14 protein-coding genes are annotated in these 13,962 nt (G+C 75.1%); 9 read left to right on the top strand and 5 right to left on the bottom strand.

Annotated elements, in window-relative coordinates:
• Positions 1 to 205 precede the first annotated feature (205 nt).
• The gene (locus tag DEI84_RS04290; RefSeq protein ID WP_110889799.1) at positions 206 to 1,597 is read left to right on the top strand and encodes an MFS transporter; all 1,392 of its coding nucleotides are present in this window, start codon (positions 206 to 208) and stop codon (positions 1,595 to 1,597) included.
• A 77-nt stretch (positions 1,598 to 1,674) separates the two neighbouring features.
• Here the strand turns inward: DEI84_RS04290 and DEI84_RS04285 are convergent, their stop codons facing one another.
• A complete protein-coding gene (locus tag DEI84_RS04285; RefSeq protein WP_110889798.1) occupies positions 1,675 to 2,133 on the bottom strand; it encodes an NUDIX domain-containing protein in 459 nt (152 codons plus the stop codon).
• Positions 2,134 to 2,156: 23 nt separating this feature from the next.
• On the opposite strand from DEI84_RS04285, the gene DEI84_RS04280 reads away from it, so the two are divergent.
• The gene (locus DEI84_RS04280) at positions 2,157 to 2,978 is read left to right on the top strand and encodes an alpha/beta fold hydrolase (RefSeq protein WP_110889797.1); all 822 of its coding nucleotides are present in this window, start codon (positions 2,157 to 2,159) and stop codon (positions 2,976 to 2,978) included.
• Between the two features lie 60 nt (positions 2,979 to 3,038).
• Here the strand turns inward: DEI84_RS04280 and DEI84_RS04275 are convergent, their stop codons facing one another.
• The 3 genes from DEI84_RS04275 to DEI84_RS04265 all read right to left on the bottom strand — a co-directional run bounded on the left by DEI84_RS04275 (position 3,039) and on the right by DEI84_RS04265 (position 5,600).
• Complete coding sequence (locus tag DEI84_RS04275; protein ID WP_220032868.1) at positions 3,039 to 3,932, bottom strand: SGNH/GDSL hydrolase family protein; 894 nt, start codon at positions 3,930 to 3,932, stop codon at positions 3,039 to 3,041.
• 284 nt (positions 3,933 to 4,216) lie between these two features.
• Complete coding sequence (locus DEI84_RS04270; protein ID WP_110824920.1) at positions 4,217 to 4,570, bottom strand: PRC-barrel domain-containing protein; 354 nt, start codon at positions 4,568 to 4,570, stop codon at positions 4,217 to 4,219.
• A gap of 46 nt (positions 4,571 to 4,616) precedes the next feature.
• Positions 4,617 to 5,600 (bottom strand): glycosyltransferase family 9 protein, encoded by a 984-nt coding sequence (locus DEI84_RS04265; RefSeq protein WP_110889795.1) that lies wholly within the window; start codon positions 5,598 to 5,600, stop codon positions 4,617 to 4,619.
• Between the two features lie 119 nt (positions 5,601 to 5,719).
• On the opposite strand from DEI84_RS04265, the gene DEI84_RS04260 reads away from it, so the two are divergent.
• From DEI84_RS04260 to DEI84_RS04230, 7 genes are all read left to right on the top strand, one after another.
• Positions 5,720 to 6,268 (top strand): HAD-IIIA family hydrolase, encoded by a 549-nt coding sequence (locus DEI84_RS04260; protein WP_110889794.1) that lies wholly within the window; start codon positions 5,720 to 5,722, stop codon positions 6,266 to 6,268.
• A gap of 80 nt (positions 6,269 to 6,348) precedes the next feature.
• Positions 6,349 to 7,416, top strand: a complete 1,068-nt coding sequence (locus DEI84_RS04255) for a glycosyltransferase family 9 protein (protein ID WP_181420353.1) — start codon at positions 6,349 to 6,351, stop codon at positions 7,414 to 7,416.
• An 82-nt stretch (positions 7,417 to 7,498) separates the two neighbouring features.
• Entirely contained in the window at positions 7,499 to 8,536 is a 1,038-nt protein-coding gene (locus tag DEI84_RS04250) for a glycosyltransferase (protein ID WP_110824917.1), read from the top strand.
• Positions 8,537 to 9,805, top strand: a complete 1,269-nt coding sequence (locus DEI84_RS04245; RefSeq protein WP_110824916.1) for a glycosyltransferase — start codon at positions 8,537 to 8,539, stop codon at positions 9,803 to 9,805.
• Positions 9,802 to 10,443 carry an SIS domain-containing protein gene (locus DEI84_RS04240; protein ID WP_110824915.1) on the top strand — a complete coding sequence of 214 codons (642 nt, stop codon included), beginning with the start codon at positions 9,802 to 9,804 and terminating at the stop codon, positions 10,441 to 10,443. The genes DEI84_RS04245 and DEI84_RS04240 overlap by 4 nt, the downstream gene beginning before the upstream one ends.
• Positions 10,440 to 11,831, top strand: a complete 1,392-nt coding sequence (locus DEI84_RS04235; RefSeq protein ID WP_110889793.1) for a PfkB family carbohydrate kinase — start codon at positions 10,440 to 10,442, stop codon at positions 11,829 to 11,831. Before DEI84_RS04240 ends, DEI84_RS04235 begins: the two co-directional genes overlap by 4 nt.
• Before the next feature lie 50 nt (positions 11,832 to 11,881).
• A complete protein-coding gene (locus tag DEI84_RS04230) occupies positions 11,882 to 12,586 on the top strand; it encodes an SDR family oxidoreductase (protein WP_110824913.1) in 705 nt (234 codons plus the stop codon).
• A gap of 91 nt (positions 12,587 to 12,677) precedes the next feature.
• Here DEI84_RS04230 and DEI84_RS04225 read toward each other — a convergent pair whose 3' ends face one another.
• Positions 12,678 to 13,778 (bottom strand): glycosyltransferase family 9 protein, encoded by a 1,101-nt coding sequence (locus tag DEI84_RS04225; protein ID WP_110889792.1) that lies wholly within the window; start codon positions 13,776 to 13,778, stop codon positions 12,678 to 12,680.
• Between the last annotated feature and the right edge of the window lie 184 nt (positions 13,779 to 13,962).

The following is a 13,962-nucleotide window of genomic DNA, read 5'->3' as shown; positions in this document are numbered from 1 at the left end:
CTCCTGCCCGCGCGGCGTTGGAGCGCTCCTGAGAGCCACCCGGGTGCCCTCGCGCGAACCGGATCGAGCGTGCAACACTGGACGGGCGCACTCGCCGTGGAGTGGCAAGAAATCCGTCTCCACATCCCGTCCACCCGAGCGCGCTCTCCCCGGCCGACCCGTCGTCCGCGCGCGCTCCTCCACGTCCTCGAGGAGGTCAGCCGCCGTGTCCACCACCAGCAACCAGACCGTCCACCCGTACACGACGCCGATCACCGTCACGACGTCGTCGGTGGTCGGGATCGCCGTGCTCGGGCTCGCCACGTTCTTCGCCATCACGACCGAACTCATGCCGGTCGGCCTGCTCGGGACCATGAGCCGCGACCTCGGCGTGACCGAGTCGACCATGGGCGTCGTCATCACGGTGTACGCGGCCGCCGTCGCGCTGCTCGCGCTGCCGTTGACGTCCCTCACGGCGAAGCTGCCGCGCAAGACCGTGCTCGTCGCCACCCTCGTCGGGTACACCGTGTCGAACGCGCTCGTCGCCCTCGCGCCCTCGTTCGCCGTCGTCTGCGCCGGCCGGGTCGTGGGTGGCGTCGCGCACGCCCTGTTCTTCTCCGTCGCGTCCGCGTACGCCACCCGGATCGTGCCGCCGCGGCTGGCCGGCCGGGCCATCGCGTTCGTCTACTCCGGGAGCTCGCTCGGCTTCGTGATCGGCGTGCCGCTCGCCACCGGCGTCGGCGAGACGGTCGGCTGGCGACCGGCCGTCGGCGGGGTCGCCGCGTGCGCCGCCGTCCTCGCCGTGGTCGCGGCGGCCTTCCTCCCCTCCGTCCGCGGGGCCGCGTCCCCGCACGTCGGGTCCCCCAGGGCGTGGGCCCGGACCGGACTGCTCTCCGTCGTCGTCGCGGACCTGCTGCTGTTCGCCGGGCACTACGTCGTGTACACGTACGTCGGCCCCTACGTCGTCGACGCCGGGCTCGACGCCGGCATGGTGTCCGGCGCGCTGCTCGTGCTCGGCGGCACCGGCGTGGTCGGACTCTGGCTCGCCGGGCTGTTCGTCGACCGCGCACCCCGGCAGACGCTGGTCGTGTCGATCGCCGCGATGGCCGCCGCCTTCGTCGTGATGCCGTTCACGCACGGGTCCCTGGCCGGCACGATGCTCGTCGCCGGGGTCTGGATGGCGGCGAACGGCACGACCGGGACGCTCTTCATGGCCGCCGCGATCCGCACCGGCGGGGTCAGCCCGGAGATCGCAGGCGCCCTGGTGAACGGCGCGTCGAACATCGGCATCGCGGGTGGTGCCGCGCTCGGGGGGCAGGTGCTCGGGCTCTCCGGGCTGCAGACGCTGCCGTTCGCCGGGGCGGTCGTGCTCCTCGGCGGGCTCTCCGTCGTCGTGCTCGCGCGCCGCGGGTTCCCGGTGCACGCGACCGCGCAGCCGCACCTCAGCACGTCGTCGATCGAGGTGCTGACCTCGTCGCTGGCCGTCGTCACGAGTTCGATCCCGACCGTGAGCCGGGCGATCAAGACGATCACGGGCTCCGTCGCCACGGTCCACCGAGCGGCGACGGGCTCGATCCGCACCGCGACCGGCTCCGTCCGGACCGTCGGCGAGCGGTAGCGGCGCGCGCACGCCGCGGTCCGGCGACGGTCCCTCCGGAACCGGAGCCGGGTGCAGCCGGCGCGTGCCGGGAGGCGTCAGGTGCGCGCTGCGAGGGCGTCGAGCGCGGCGACCTGCCCCGCCACGACGAGCCCGCGCGCGGAGTCGACCGGCGTCCAGCGCGCGTCGTCGACCTCGGGCACCTCGACGAACCGACCGGAGCCGCGCGGCAGCTCGAGCGCGACGGTGTTGCTGCGCACCACGTCGACGGAGAAGTCCGGTGCGTGCAGCGTGTGGACCGTGACGACCTTGCCCGAGGCCTGCCGGAAGTCGCCGAGCAGGTGCGGGACACCGTCCGGCGGTGCTGTGCCGATCTCCTCGGTGAACTCCCGCAGCGCGGTGGCCAGGGTGTCCTCGCCCGCGACCGGTTCGCCCTTCGGGATCGTCCACGCCCGCGGCCGCCGACGCCAGAACGGGCCACCCATGTGCGCGATGAACACCTCGAGGGCGGGACCGCTCCCCCGGTGCAGCAGGAGACCGGCGGAACGGAGGGGCACGGTCGGAGACTACCCTCGCGCGCATGCGCAGCATCGGACTCCGCGACGGCCGCTCGGTCCTCGTCGACGACACCGCACCGGACGCCGTCCGGCCCACCGTGGTGTGGCACCACGAGTCCCCGCACACGGGCGCCCTCTTCGAGCCGCTCACCAGCGCGGCGGCGGCCCGCGGGCTCCGTCTCGTCGCGGTGACCCGACCGGGCTACGGCGGAGCCGACCCCCTGCCCGGACGACGCGTCGCGGACGGCGCTCGCGACCTCGAGCAGGTCCTCGACGCGCTGGGACTCCCCCGCGTCGCGGTCCTCGGCGGGTCCGGTGGTGGCCCGCACGCGCTCGCCGCCGCGGCACTGCTGCCCGGCCGGGTCGCCGCCGCGGCCGTCGTCGCCTCGCCCGCGCCGTTCGACGACACGACCGGGTGGTGGGACGGCATGGCGGCCGACGGTGGCCTCCGGTCGGCCGCCGCCGGACGGGAGGCCCGTCTCGCCTGGGCGTCGACCGCCACGTTCGACCCGTCCCAGTTCGTCGACCGCGACTGGGCCGCCCTGGACGGGGACTGGGCCGCGCTCGGGCAGGACGCGACGGCGGCGGATGGGTCGGGCCTGCAGGGCGCGACCGACGACGACGTGGCGTTCGTCACCGACTGGGGGTTCCCGCTGTCCGCCGTGACCGTCCCGACGACCGTCGTGCACGGAGCCCGCGACCGGGTCGTGCCGGTCGCACACGGGCGGCGCCTCGCCGCGGCACTCCCCGCCGTGGCGTACGAGGAGCGGCCCGCGGACGGACACATCTCGGCGCTGACGGCGGTCCCGGTGCTCCTGGACCGGCTCGCCGCGGTGCTGCGCTGACCCGCTCCGCGGTCGCGGGGCACCCGGACCGGGTCGCGGGTCCGAGACGGACGTGTCGGCTCAGCCGAACCTGCTCCGGAGCACGTCCGCGGTCCGGTCGGTCAGGAAGCGCACACCGGCGCGGTTCGGGTGGAGCGCGCCGGGACGGAGGTCGATCCGGCTCAGGCCGCCGAGCGACTCGAGCGAGATCCCCTCGACGTAGGCGCCCTTCCGCGCGCACGCCGAGTGCGCCTGCGTCTCGGCGAACACCTCGATGAAGGTCGCCCCCGCGGCCTGCGCCGCGTTCCGGGTCACGTCGTCCAGCTGCTCCTGCACGCCGTGCAGCCAGCGGACGTCGGCGTCGGTGAACGGGTAGGTGTCCCGGGGGAACCGCCCGGCCAGGGTCCCCAGGTCGACGGCCGGGCGGAAGCAGCCCGACGACGGGGTGTGTGCCGCGTCGGGGAAGATCGCCGGGTACCCGAGCACGATCACCGTGGCGTTCGGCGCCGCGGCCCGGACGTCGGCGAGCGTCTCGGCGACGCCGAGGGCGACGCGGCCCTGGATCTTGGCGCCGAGGGTGTCCACCCCGTCGGACGCGAGTGTCGACCGGCAGGACGGGGCGTTCTGGCCGGAGAACACCGGGCCGGTGGCGGACAGTGCCAGGCACGAGCCCGCGGTGCCGAACAGGTCGGCGTCGTTGCCGCCGATCGTCAGTGTCACGAGCCGCGTGTCGGCGGACAGCGCCTCGAGTTGCGGCCGGGCGCCGCGGAACTGCACGCGGTCCCGGACGTCCTCGCTCGTCGCGCCCGCGCAGGTGACGTCGGTGAGGTCGAGTCCGAAGCGGGCGGCGATGCGGTGCGGGTAGTCCTCGCCGGACTGCGCGCACGCCCGGACCGGGAGCCCGGTGGGGTGCCCGAGCCCGTACCCGGCGGAGTACGAGTCACCGAGCGCGACGTACGCACTGCCCGGCGGCAGCCCGGCGAGCGTCTCGGGCGGGTCGTCGGTGGCCGGGAAGGGCTGTGGGACGGGCCAGAGCGGAGCGGCGACGGCGGCACCGGGAGCGGTCGGTGTGCCCGGTACCCCGCCGACCGACGCCGTCCCCGCCAGCAGGACGGTCGCGACGAGCGCGGTGAGGACGCGGGGGACGGTCGAGCGGCGCAGGGTGGGCTCCGGAACGGGTTCGGGCGGGTGGGCGGCCCGACGGGCGGGGTCGAGCGGGCACGGTCGGTCCGTCCGGCTCGACTCCCGCCGCCGGGATGTCAGCGACGACCGAGGCGACGCTCGCCGCCCGCGCCGGGCTGGTACGGCAGACCGTAGTGGGCGAAGAGCTCGGGCTCGAGCGCGGCGTCGAGTTCGCCGTCCGTCGCGATCGACGGAGCGTCCTTGACGGCCTTCTTGTCGAAGGTCACGACGAGGTGCTTCGGGGTCACGGTCGCGCCGACGAGGGGGACGAAGACGAGCTTCTTCCCGACGACGCCGGTCGTGATCGACCCGAACGCCGGCTCCGACGTCGCGGTGTCGTAGTAGATGCTCTCGAGGGTGCCGATCTTGTCGTCCTGGTCGTCGACGACCGGCAGACCGATCCAGTCCCGGATGTTGGCTGCTTCGAACACGGCGACTCCCTCCGACGGCCGGACCTTCCGTGCCGTCGGATCGACGCTACCGATCGGCGCTGGGTGCGCGGACGGCGGGCACGACCCCGAGCCCGTCGACGGCCGCGAGCACGTCCTCGGCGGTGACCGCGAGGATCGCCGGGTCCGGGTCCTCCGCGAAGACGTCACCGCGCCGGACCGAGGCGTCGGTGAGGACCACGTGCGGGCCGGACGCGGGCGGGCCCCAGGCCTCGGGCGGAGCCGGACCGAACAGCACGACGGACGGGATGCCGTAGGCCGACGCCAGGTGCGCCGCTCCCGTGTCCACCGTGACGAGGAGGCTCGCTGCCGCCACGACCGCGGCGAACGGCTGCAGGTCGAGACGGCCCGCGAGCACCGCCGCGTCGTCCAGACCTGCCGATTCCGCGACGGCCAGTGCGCGCTCGACGTCGTCCGCGCCTCCCGTCAGCACGACCTGGTGGCCGCGCTCGACGAGCCCCCGCACCACGGCGGCGAAGCGGTCGACCGGCCAGTGCCGGGCGCCGTGGAAGGCGCCGACGTGCACGACCGCCGCGCCCTGGACGACGGCGGGGACGGCCGGGACCGCGATCGAGACGTCGTCGGGGTCGGCGGGCATGCCGTGCGCGGTCATGAGACCCGCCCACCGCTCGCGCTCGTGCACGTCGTGCTGCCACTCGGGCCCGTCGGGTGCGCCGTGTCCGATGACGCGGCGGGCCTGCAGCGCGTCGATGAGCTGCCCGGACTCCGGGCCGGCACCGTGCAGGTTCACCGCGACGTCCACGACACCCGCCGGGACCGCGATCGGGTGGTCGAGGCCGTGCTGGGCGAGGTGCACGTCCACGTCGGGGACGAGCTCGACGACCGGCGCGAGCCAGGCCGTCGTCGCGAGCGTGATCCGGTGCCCGGGGAACGCCCGCCGGAGGGCGTGCAGCGCGGGGACGGCGACGAGCAGGTCGCCGAGCTTGATCGCACGGAGCACCACGAGCTCCGGGCGGCCGTCGGACGGGGGCAGGGTGGGAACGGCGGTCACGTGGCCCGACGCTACCGGGCGCCGACCGCCCCGTCCGCCACGCCCGGGGAGTTGTCCGCGGCGCGCCACCGGACAGCGCCCGGTTGGGCGAGCCCGGCGTCCGCCCGGTAGAGAGGGGTGTGGCCCTCTCCGACCGACCGCTGCGCGGCGTGCTCTTCGACCGAGACGACACCCTGGTGGTCGACGTCCCCTACAACGCGGACCCGGCCCTCGTCGTCCCGGTCCCCGGTGCCGCGCGCGCCGTCGCCGCGGCCCGGGCAGCGGGACTCGCGGTGGGCGTCGTCACGAACCAGTCGGTCATCGCGAAGGGCATGGCGACCCGCGAACAGGTCGACGCGACGAACGCCCGGGTGGACGAGCTGGTCGGGCCGTTCGACGTGTGGGAGGTCTGCCCGCACGACCGCGCCGACGACTGTGCCTGCCGCAAGCCCCGCCCCGGCATGGTGCTCGCGGCGGCCGCACGGCTCGGCCTCGACCCGGCCGACCTCGTCGTCATCGGGGACATCGGCGCGGACGTCGGTGCCGCGGCCGCAGCGGGCGGGCAAGGCGTCCTCGTGCCCACTGCACGCACCCTGCCGGCCGAGGTCGACGGCGCGACCACCGTCGCCCGGACGATCGAGGAGGCGGTCACACTCGTCGTCGCCCAGGCGGCACCGGTGACGCCGTGAACGCCGCGGACACCGTGCGTGCCGCGGACACAGCGAGTGCCGAGGACACCGAGAGCGACCGGGACACCGGCGGTCGGCGGGTGCTCGTCGCCAGACTCGACTCCTTCGGCGACGTCCTGGTCGCCGGGCCGGCGGTCCGTGCCGTCGCGGCCGGCGCCGACCACGTGACGCTGCTGTGCGGCCCGCAGGGTGCCCCGGCCGGCGCGCTGCTGCCCGGGGTGGACACGCTCCGGGTGTGGGCGGCGCCGTGGGTCACGGAGACCGCCCGACCGCTCGACGACGGCGTCCTGGCCGAGTTCCGCGCCCTCGTCGACGCGGAACGCCCGGACGAGGCCGTGGTGCTGACGTCCTTCCACCAGTCCCCGCTGCCGCTCGCGATGCTGCTCCGGCTCGCCGGGGTGCCGAGGGTCTCCGGTGCGTCCGTCGACCACCCGGGCTCGCTGCTCGACGTCCGGCTCCGACCCGGGGAGGACCTGCCCGAGGACGTCCCCGAACCCGAACGAGCGCTCCGCATCGCCGCGGCCGCGGGCTTCACCCTGCCCGAGGGCGACGACGGACTGCTCCGGGTCCGCGTCGGCGAGGACGTCGCGGTGCCCCCGGTGGTGGCCGCGCTGGAGCGGTACGTCGTCGTCCACCCCGGCGCCAGTGTGGAGGCGCGGTCCTGGCCGCCGTCCTCCCACCGGGCGCTCGTGGCGGAGTACGCCCGGCTCGGCGTCCCGGTGGTCGTCACCGGCTCGCCGAGCGAGCGGGAGCTGACCGCCGCGGTCGCCGGCAGCACCGGCATCGACCTCGGCGGTCGGACCAGCCCGGCCGAGCTGGCCGCCGTCCTCGCCGGCGCCGAGGTCGTCGTCGTCGGGAACACCGGGCCGGCCCACCTCGCCGCAGCGGTCGGGGCCCGGATCGTGAGTCTGTTCTCCCCCGTGGTCCCCGCCGTGAAGTGGGCGCCGTACGCGGCGCACGTGGAACTGCTCGGCGACCAGGGCGCGCCGTGCCGTCTCAGCCGGGCACGCGACTGCCCCGTGCCCGGCCACCCGTGTCTGGCCGGTGTCGGCGTCGACGACGTCCTCGCGGCCCACGAACGGCTCGTCGGGTGCGCTCTCCGGACGAACCAGGGGTCCCTGCGAACGCCGCCAGACGCCGATCGGTAGCGTGCGGCACTGCTGCTCCTCCTCCTCCTCCTCCTCCTCCTCCTCCTCCTCCTCCTGATCGACAGCGACCGAAAGGCAGTGCATGCGGATCCTCGTGTGGCACGTGCACGGCGGCTGGATGGACGCCTTCGTCCGCGGCCCGCACGAGTACCTCATCCCGACCACCCCGGAGCGTGACGGTTGGGGCCTCGGCCGTGGTGGCCGGGACTGGGGGACGAACGCCGTCGAGATCGCACCCGAGGACGTCGCCGACGCCGGCGTGGACCTGGTGGTCCTGCAGCGACCGGAGGAACTCGCGGTCGCGCAGCGGCTCCTCGGGCGGACGGACTTCCCGACCGTCTTCGTCGAGCACAACGCTCCACGCGTCGACGTACCCGACAGCCTGCACCCGTTCCGGGACCGGGACGACGTGACGATCGCGCACGTGACGCACTGGAACGCCCTGATGTGGGACTGCGGCTCGACCCGGACCACCGTCGTCGAACACGGCGTCGTCGACCCCGGTGCTCTGTACACCGGCGAGCTCGAGCGCTTCGGCGCCGTCATCAACGAGCCGGTCCGCCGCAACCGGGTCGTCGGCACCGACCTGCTCCCCCGCTTCGGTGCGGTCGCCCCGGTCGACGTCTTCGGCATGGGCACCGAGAAGCTCGCCGGACTCGGCCACGGCGACCTGCTCGTCGGGCTCGGGGACGTGAAGCCCGACCCGATGCACGCGGCCCTCGCGCAGCGCCGCGCGTACGTCCACGCGAACCGCTGGACCTCGCTCGGGCTGTCGCTCATCGAGTCGATGCACATGGCGATGCCGGTGCTCGTCCTCGCCACCACGGACGCGTCCCGCACGGTGCCCGCCGAGGCCGGTGCGATCGCGACGGACGTCGACGAGCTCGTCCGGGCCTCCCGGACGCTCCTCGAGGACCCCGACGAGGCGCGCCGACGCGGTCTCGTCGCCCGGGAGGCCGTGCTCGCGCGACACGCGCTGTCCCGCTTCACCGCGGACTGGGACGCCCTGCTCGACGACGTGCACACTGAGCACCACGCCCGGATGCGCACGCCGCGTCCGGAGCGGGAGACGGAGACCGCCGGAGCCGCAGCGCTGCCGGCCGGTGGGAGGAGCAGCTAGATGCAGATCGCCATGGTCTCCGAGCACGCGAGCCCGCTCGCGACGCTCGGCGGCGTCGACGCCGGCGGCCAGAACGTCCACGTCGCCGCCCTCTCCGCGGCCCTGGCCGACCGCGGCCACACGGTCACGGTCTACACACGCCGCGACGACGCGGCCCTGCCCGTCCGTGTCACCCTCCGCCCCGGCGTGGACGTCGTGCACGTCGACGCCGGTCCGGCCGAGCACGTGCCGAAGGACGACCTGCTGCCCTACATGGGCACGTTCGCCCAGGTCCTGGCGTCCGAGTGGCTGTCCGAGCGCCCCGACGTGGTGCACGGGCACTTCTGGATGTCCGGGCACGCGGCCCTCGAGGCCGTCACCCAGGTGCAGCTGCGCACCGGTGAGCCGCGCATCCCCGTCGTCCAGACCTTCCACGCCCTCGGTGTCGTCAAGCGTCGGCACCAGGGTTCGGCGGACACCAGCCCGCCCGAGCGTGAGTGGCTCGAACCGGCCGTCGGCCGCGGTGCCGACCAGGTCGTCGCGACGTGCTCGGACGAGGCGTTCGAGCTGAAGACACTCGGCGTCCCCCTCCGCTCCATCTCCGTCGTGCCCTGCGGCGTCGACGTCGAGCTGTTCCGCCCGGACGGCCCCGTGGAGGAGCGCGGCCGGACCCACCGCGTCCTGACCGCCTCCCGGCTCGTGCAGCGCAAGGGCGTCGGCACGACCATCGCCGCCGTCGCCCGCCTGGTCGCCGAGGGTCGCGACGTCGAGCTCGTCGTCGTCGGCGGTGCCGGTGTCGCCGGGGCCGACCTGCCCGACGACCCCGAGTACCAGCGACTCGACTCCCTGGCCCGCGACCTCGGGATCCGCGACCACGTGTCCTTCCGCGGGCAGCTCGCGCAGGAGGAGATGGGGGCCGTGTACCGCAGCGCCGACGTCGTCGTCTGCGCGCCCTGGTACGAGCCGTTCGGCATCGTCCCGCTCGAGGCCATGGCGTGCGGCGTACCCGTCGTCGCCTCCCGCGTCGGCGGCCTCATCGACACCGTCGTCGAGGACGCCACCGGCCTGCACGTCGAGCCGCGCGACGAGGACGGCCTCGCGGTCGCGCTCGGCGGGCTGCTGGACGACCCGGAGCGCCGGACCGCCTACGGGCACGCCGGTCGCCGCCGCGCCGAGGCCAAGTACACCTGGCAGAAGGTCGCCGCCGACACCCAGCGCGTGTACGAGCGCCTGGTCGCCGGCGGCCGCGTCGGAGCCACCGCACCCATCACCGAGAGGAACGCCCGATGACCATCGAGCAGACCGGGATCGGCACGACCGAGTCCGGCACAGCCGGCCCCGCCGAGGGCACGAGCACGCGCGTCGTGCTCGACCACATCGCCGCGTCGGTGCCCGTCATCGCCTCGCTCGTCGACCACGGCGACCACATCGCGGCGTGGGCGGACGACATCGCCGCCCGCCTGGTCGCCGGACGTCGGCTCCTCGCGGCGGGCAACGGCGGGTCCGCGGCCGAGGCGCAGCACCTGACCTCGGAGCTCACCGGCCGGTTCGACGGCGACCGCCCGGCGTACTCCGCGATCGCGCTGCACGCCGAGACCTCCGCCGTGACCGCCATCGGGAACGACTACGGCTTCGAGCAGGTGTTCGCCCGGCAGGTGCGCGCGCACGCCCGGGCCGGCGACGTCGTCGTCCTCCTCAGCACGAGCGGCAAGAGCCCGAACCTGCTCGCCGCCGCAGCCGCCGCTCGCGACGTCGGCGCCCGGTCCGTCGCCATGACCGGTCCCGTCCCGAACCCGCTCGCGAGCGCGGTCGACGACGTCATCGCCATCGACGGCCCGTCCGCCAACGTGCAGGAGGCGCAGCTCGTCCTCGTCCACGCCCTCTGCCGCGCCATGGAGCCCGCGCTCCGCCGAGGAGGCACCCGATGACCGACCGTCAGCTCCGCATCGTCGTCGTCGGCGACACCCTGCTCGACGTGGACGTCAGCGGCACGAGCGAACGGCTCAGCCCGGACGCCCCGGTGCCCGTGCTCGACGTCCGCTCGGAACAGCGCCGGGCCGGTGGTGCCGGACTCGTCGCCACCATGCTCGCGAAGGACGGCCACGACGTCCGTCTCGTGACCGTGCTGGGCGACGACGCCCCCGCGGAGCGGCTGCGGTCGCTCCTGCCGGGCGTCACGATCGTCGAGGGCCCCTCCGGCGCACCGACCCCGGTGAAGACCCGGGTCCGCGTCGGGGACCACGCCCTCGTCCGCATCGACGAGGGGTGCGACACCCCGCCCGTCCCCGCGGTCACCGCTGAGATGCGTGCCGCGCTCGAGGACGCCGACGCCGTCGTCGTCGCCGACTACGGTCGCGGGCTGACCGCAGCCGAGGACATGCGGTCGGCACTCACCGCCGTCGCCGAGCGCACCGCGGTGGTCTGGGACCCGCACCCCAAGGGCGAGGCGCCCGTGGTCGGCGTCACCGTGGTCACCCCGAACGCGAGCGAGGCGCAGCGCTTCACCGGGCTCGGCGGCACCGGGGTCGCGTTCGCCACCGACGCCGCCGCCGACCTCGTCACGCGGTGGGCGGCGCACGCCGTCGCCGTGACCATGGGCGAACGCGGCGCACTCGTCGGCCGCCGCACCGAGCGCGGCCTCGACTCCCGGTTCGTCCCGGCACCCTCCGTCACCGCGGGCGACCCCTGCGGTGCCGGTGACCGCCTGGCCGCCGGCGTCGCCGTCGCGCTCGCCTCGGGCGCGGAGATCGCCGACGCGGTCACCGCCGGGGTCGCCGACGCCTCCGCGTACCTCGCGGCCGGCGGCGTCGCCTCGCTCGTCGCGGGCGCACCACCCGCACCGATCGCGGTGCCGGGCGCCGACCGGGACGCCCTCCGGGTCGTGCACGACGTCCGGGCCGCCGGCGGTGTCGTCGTCGCGACCGGCGGCTGCTTCGACCTGCTGCACGCCGGGCACGCCCGCACCCTGTCCGCTGCCCGCGCCCTCGGTGACTGCCTGGTCGTCTGCCTGAACTCCGACGAGTCCGTCCGCGGACTGAAGGGTCCGGACCGCCCGATCATGGGGCAGGACGACCGCGTGGAGCTCCTCCTCGCGCTGGACTGCGTCGACGCCGTCGTCGTGTTCGACGAGTCGACCCCCGACGAGGCGCTCCGTCGCTTCAAGCCGGACGTCTGGGCGAAGGGCGGCGACTACACGGCCGACGAACTCCCCGAGTCGGTCACCCTCGCCGAGTGGGGCGGCCGGGTCGTCACCGTCCCGTTCCACCCGGGCCGCTCCACCACCCGCCTGGCCGCCGCGATCGAACGCGTCGGCTGAGCCCCCCGCTCTCCACCTCACGACCACAGCACCAGAACCGAAGGACATCCATGCCCGTCCCCACCACACCCATCGGCCGCGTCCTCGTCACCGGCGGCGCCTCCGGGCTCGGCGCGGCCGTCGTCGCCGCCGTCACCGAGGCCGGCGGTACCCCGATCGTCCTCGACCTCCGGATCGACGCGGTCCCCGAGGGCGTCGACGCCGTCGCCGTGGACGTCTCGGACACCGACGCCGTCGAACGCGCCGTCACGGAAGCGGTCGAGCGCCACGGAGGCCTCGACGCCGTCGTGACCGCCGCGGGCATCGACACCCCGGCCCCGATCGACGCGATCTCCTCCGGCAACTGGGAGAAGATCGTCGGCGTCAACCTCATCGGCACCGCGTCGACCGTCCGTGCCGCCCTGCCCGCGCTCGAGGCCTCGCACGGCCGCGTCGTGACGATCTCGTCGTCGCTCGCCCTGCGCGGCGTCGGCCACGGCACCGCCTACTCCGCGTCGAAGTTCGGCGTCCGCGGATTCTCGCAGGCCCTCGCCGCCGAGACCGCGGGCCGCATCGGTGTCACGAACGTGATCCCGGCGGGCATGCGCACGAACTTCTTCGCCGACCGCACCGAGCAGTACAAGCCGGGCCCGGACGCGCAGCTCATCGAACCGGAGTACGTCGCGAACTCGATCATCTTCGCGCTGTCGCAGCCAGCCGGCTGCGAGATCCGCGAGCTGTCGATCATGCCGGCGACCGAGCCCAGCTGGCCCTGACCGTCGCACGCGCCTGACGGACGGGAGGCCCGGTACCAGCTGGTACCGGGCCTCCCGTCCGTCTGCGGTGGCGCCGCGCGGGCGCGACCGCTCAGGTGGTGGCCAGCAGGTCCTCGACGTCGGCCAGCACTCGGTCCGGCGTGACCTCGTCGACGAAGGACGGGTCGTGCTCGCAGCGCTCGGCGCTCCACCCCACCTGGGTGACGTCGACGTCGCACACCGGGCAACGGGTGACGAAGCTCATGAGCACGCGGTGCCGGCCGCGGTCGAGCGGACCGGCGTTGATGACGTTGCCGAACCAGAAGACGCCCACGGTCGGCGTGCCGACGGCGACCGCGAGGTGCCGGGGACCGGAGTCGTCACCGACCATGACGTCGGCCGCGGCGAGCACTGCGGGGAGCTCCCGCAGGGGCAGCGCGGCGGTCAGGTCGTGCAGCCGTGCGGCGACCTCCGGCCCGACCGCCTCGGACACGGACGCCCGGATGCTCGTCGCGGCCGGTCGGTCGGAGTCGTCGCCCACGAGCACGACGTCGTCGCCTGCCTCGAGCCGGGCGATCGCCACCGCGGCGAAGCGCTCGGGGCTCCACCGGCGGCGCGGGTCGGTCGCGCCCGGGTGCATCGCGACCAGGCGGCCCCGTACCCCGAGTCGGTCCCGGACCGCGGCGCGCTCGTCGGCACCGACGACGATCCTCGGGTCCAGGGTGACGGGTTCGGCACCGGCCAGCCCGACGACCTCGAGCGCGCGCAGCACCTCGTGCTGGTAGTAGACGTAGCGCACCCAGCGCTCGGTCGGGGTGGCGTCCTCGGTGGCGGTGCCGACCGAGTGCGCGGCGCCGAGGCGGAGCAGGAACGGGTTCGAGTTGCGCCCGCCGCCGTGCAGTTGGACGGCGAGGTCGAACCGGCCGCTGAGCCGGGCGAAGAAGTCCTCGAGGTCCGGTGCCCCGTCACCGCCGTCACGCACACCGGGCGAGACGGGCAGTTCCTCGACGGCGTGCACGGCGTCCGTGCGCCCCGGCAGGAGCGCCGCCGCCATCGGGGTCCCGAGCAGCGTCAGGCGGGCCTCCGGGTACGCGGCCGCGAGGGCCTCGATCGCGGGCATCGCGAACATCAGGTCGCCGAGTCCCCCACCGCGGAGCACCGCGATCTCGCGGACCCCCTCGAACCGTTCGCCGCCACGTCCGATCTGCACCACGCCCGTCGTCCTCCTCGTGTCCGACGCGGCGGGTCGTCCGACCGCATCCCTTCGTTCCTACCCGGCCGCGGTCGGGCCGGTGTGCAGCAGCCCCGCGGCGGCGGTCGGCGCTGCGTCCCGTGGACACACCCGCGCATCCCCCGGGCGTGTCCAGTGGAGAAGGAGCAGCGTGGAGGGGTCGGTG

Source organism: Curtobacterium sp. MCBD17_023, assembly GCF_003224415.1.
Classification (GTDB): domain Bacteria; phylum Actinomycetota; class Actinomycetes; order Actinomycetales; family Microbacteriaceae; genus Curtobacterium.
Note: the sequence above shows the minus strand (reverse complement) of the source record. Positions and strands in the feature narration are given on the sequence as shown.

What these genes read in the sequence shown, in the direction of transcription:
- DEI84_RS04280 (WP_110889797.1), top strand. Translation starts at nt 2,157, where the DNA reads ATGCGCAGCATCGGACTCCGCGACGGCCGCTCGGTCCTCGTCGACGAC.
- DEI84_RS04250 (WP_110824917.1), top strand. Translation starts at nt 7,499, where the DNA reads ATGCGGATCCTCGTGTGGCACGTGCACGGCGGCTGGATGGACGCCTTC.
- DEI84_RS04245 (WP_110824916.1), top strand. Translation starts at nt 8,537, where the DNA reads ATGCAGATCGCCATGGTCTCCGAGCACGCGAGCCCGCTCGCGACGCTC.
- DEI84_RS04240 (WP_110824915.1), top strand. Translation starts at nt 9,802, where the DNA reads ATGACCATCGAGCAGACCGGGATCGGCACGACCGAGTCCGGCACAGCC.
- DEI84_RS04235 (WP_110889793.1), top strand. Translation starts at nt 10,440, where the DNA reads ATGACCGACCGTCAGCTCCGCATCGTCGTCGTCGGCGACACCCTGCTC.
- DEI84_RS04230 (WP_110824913.1), top strand. Translation starts at nt 11,882, where the DNA reads ATGCCCGTCCCCACCACACCCATCGGCCGCGTCCTCGTCACCGGCGGC.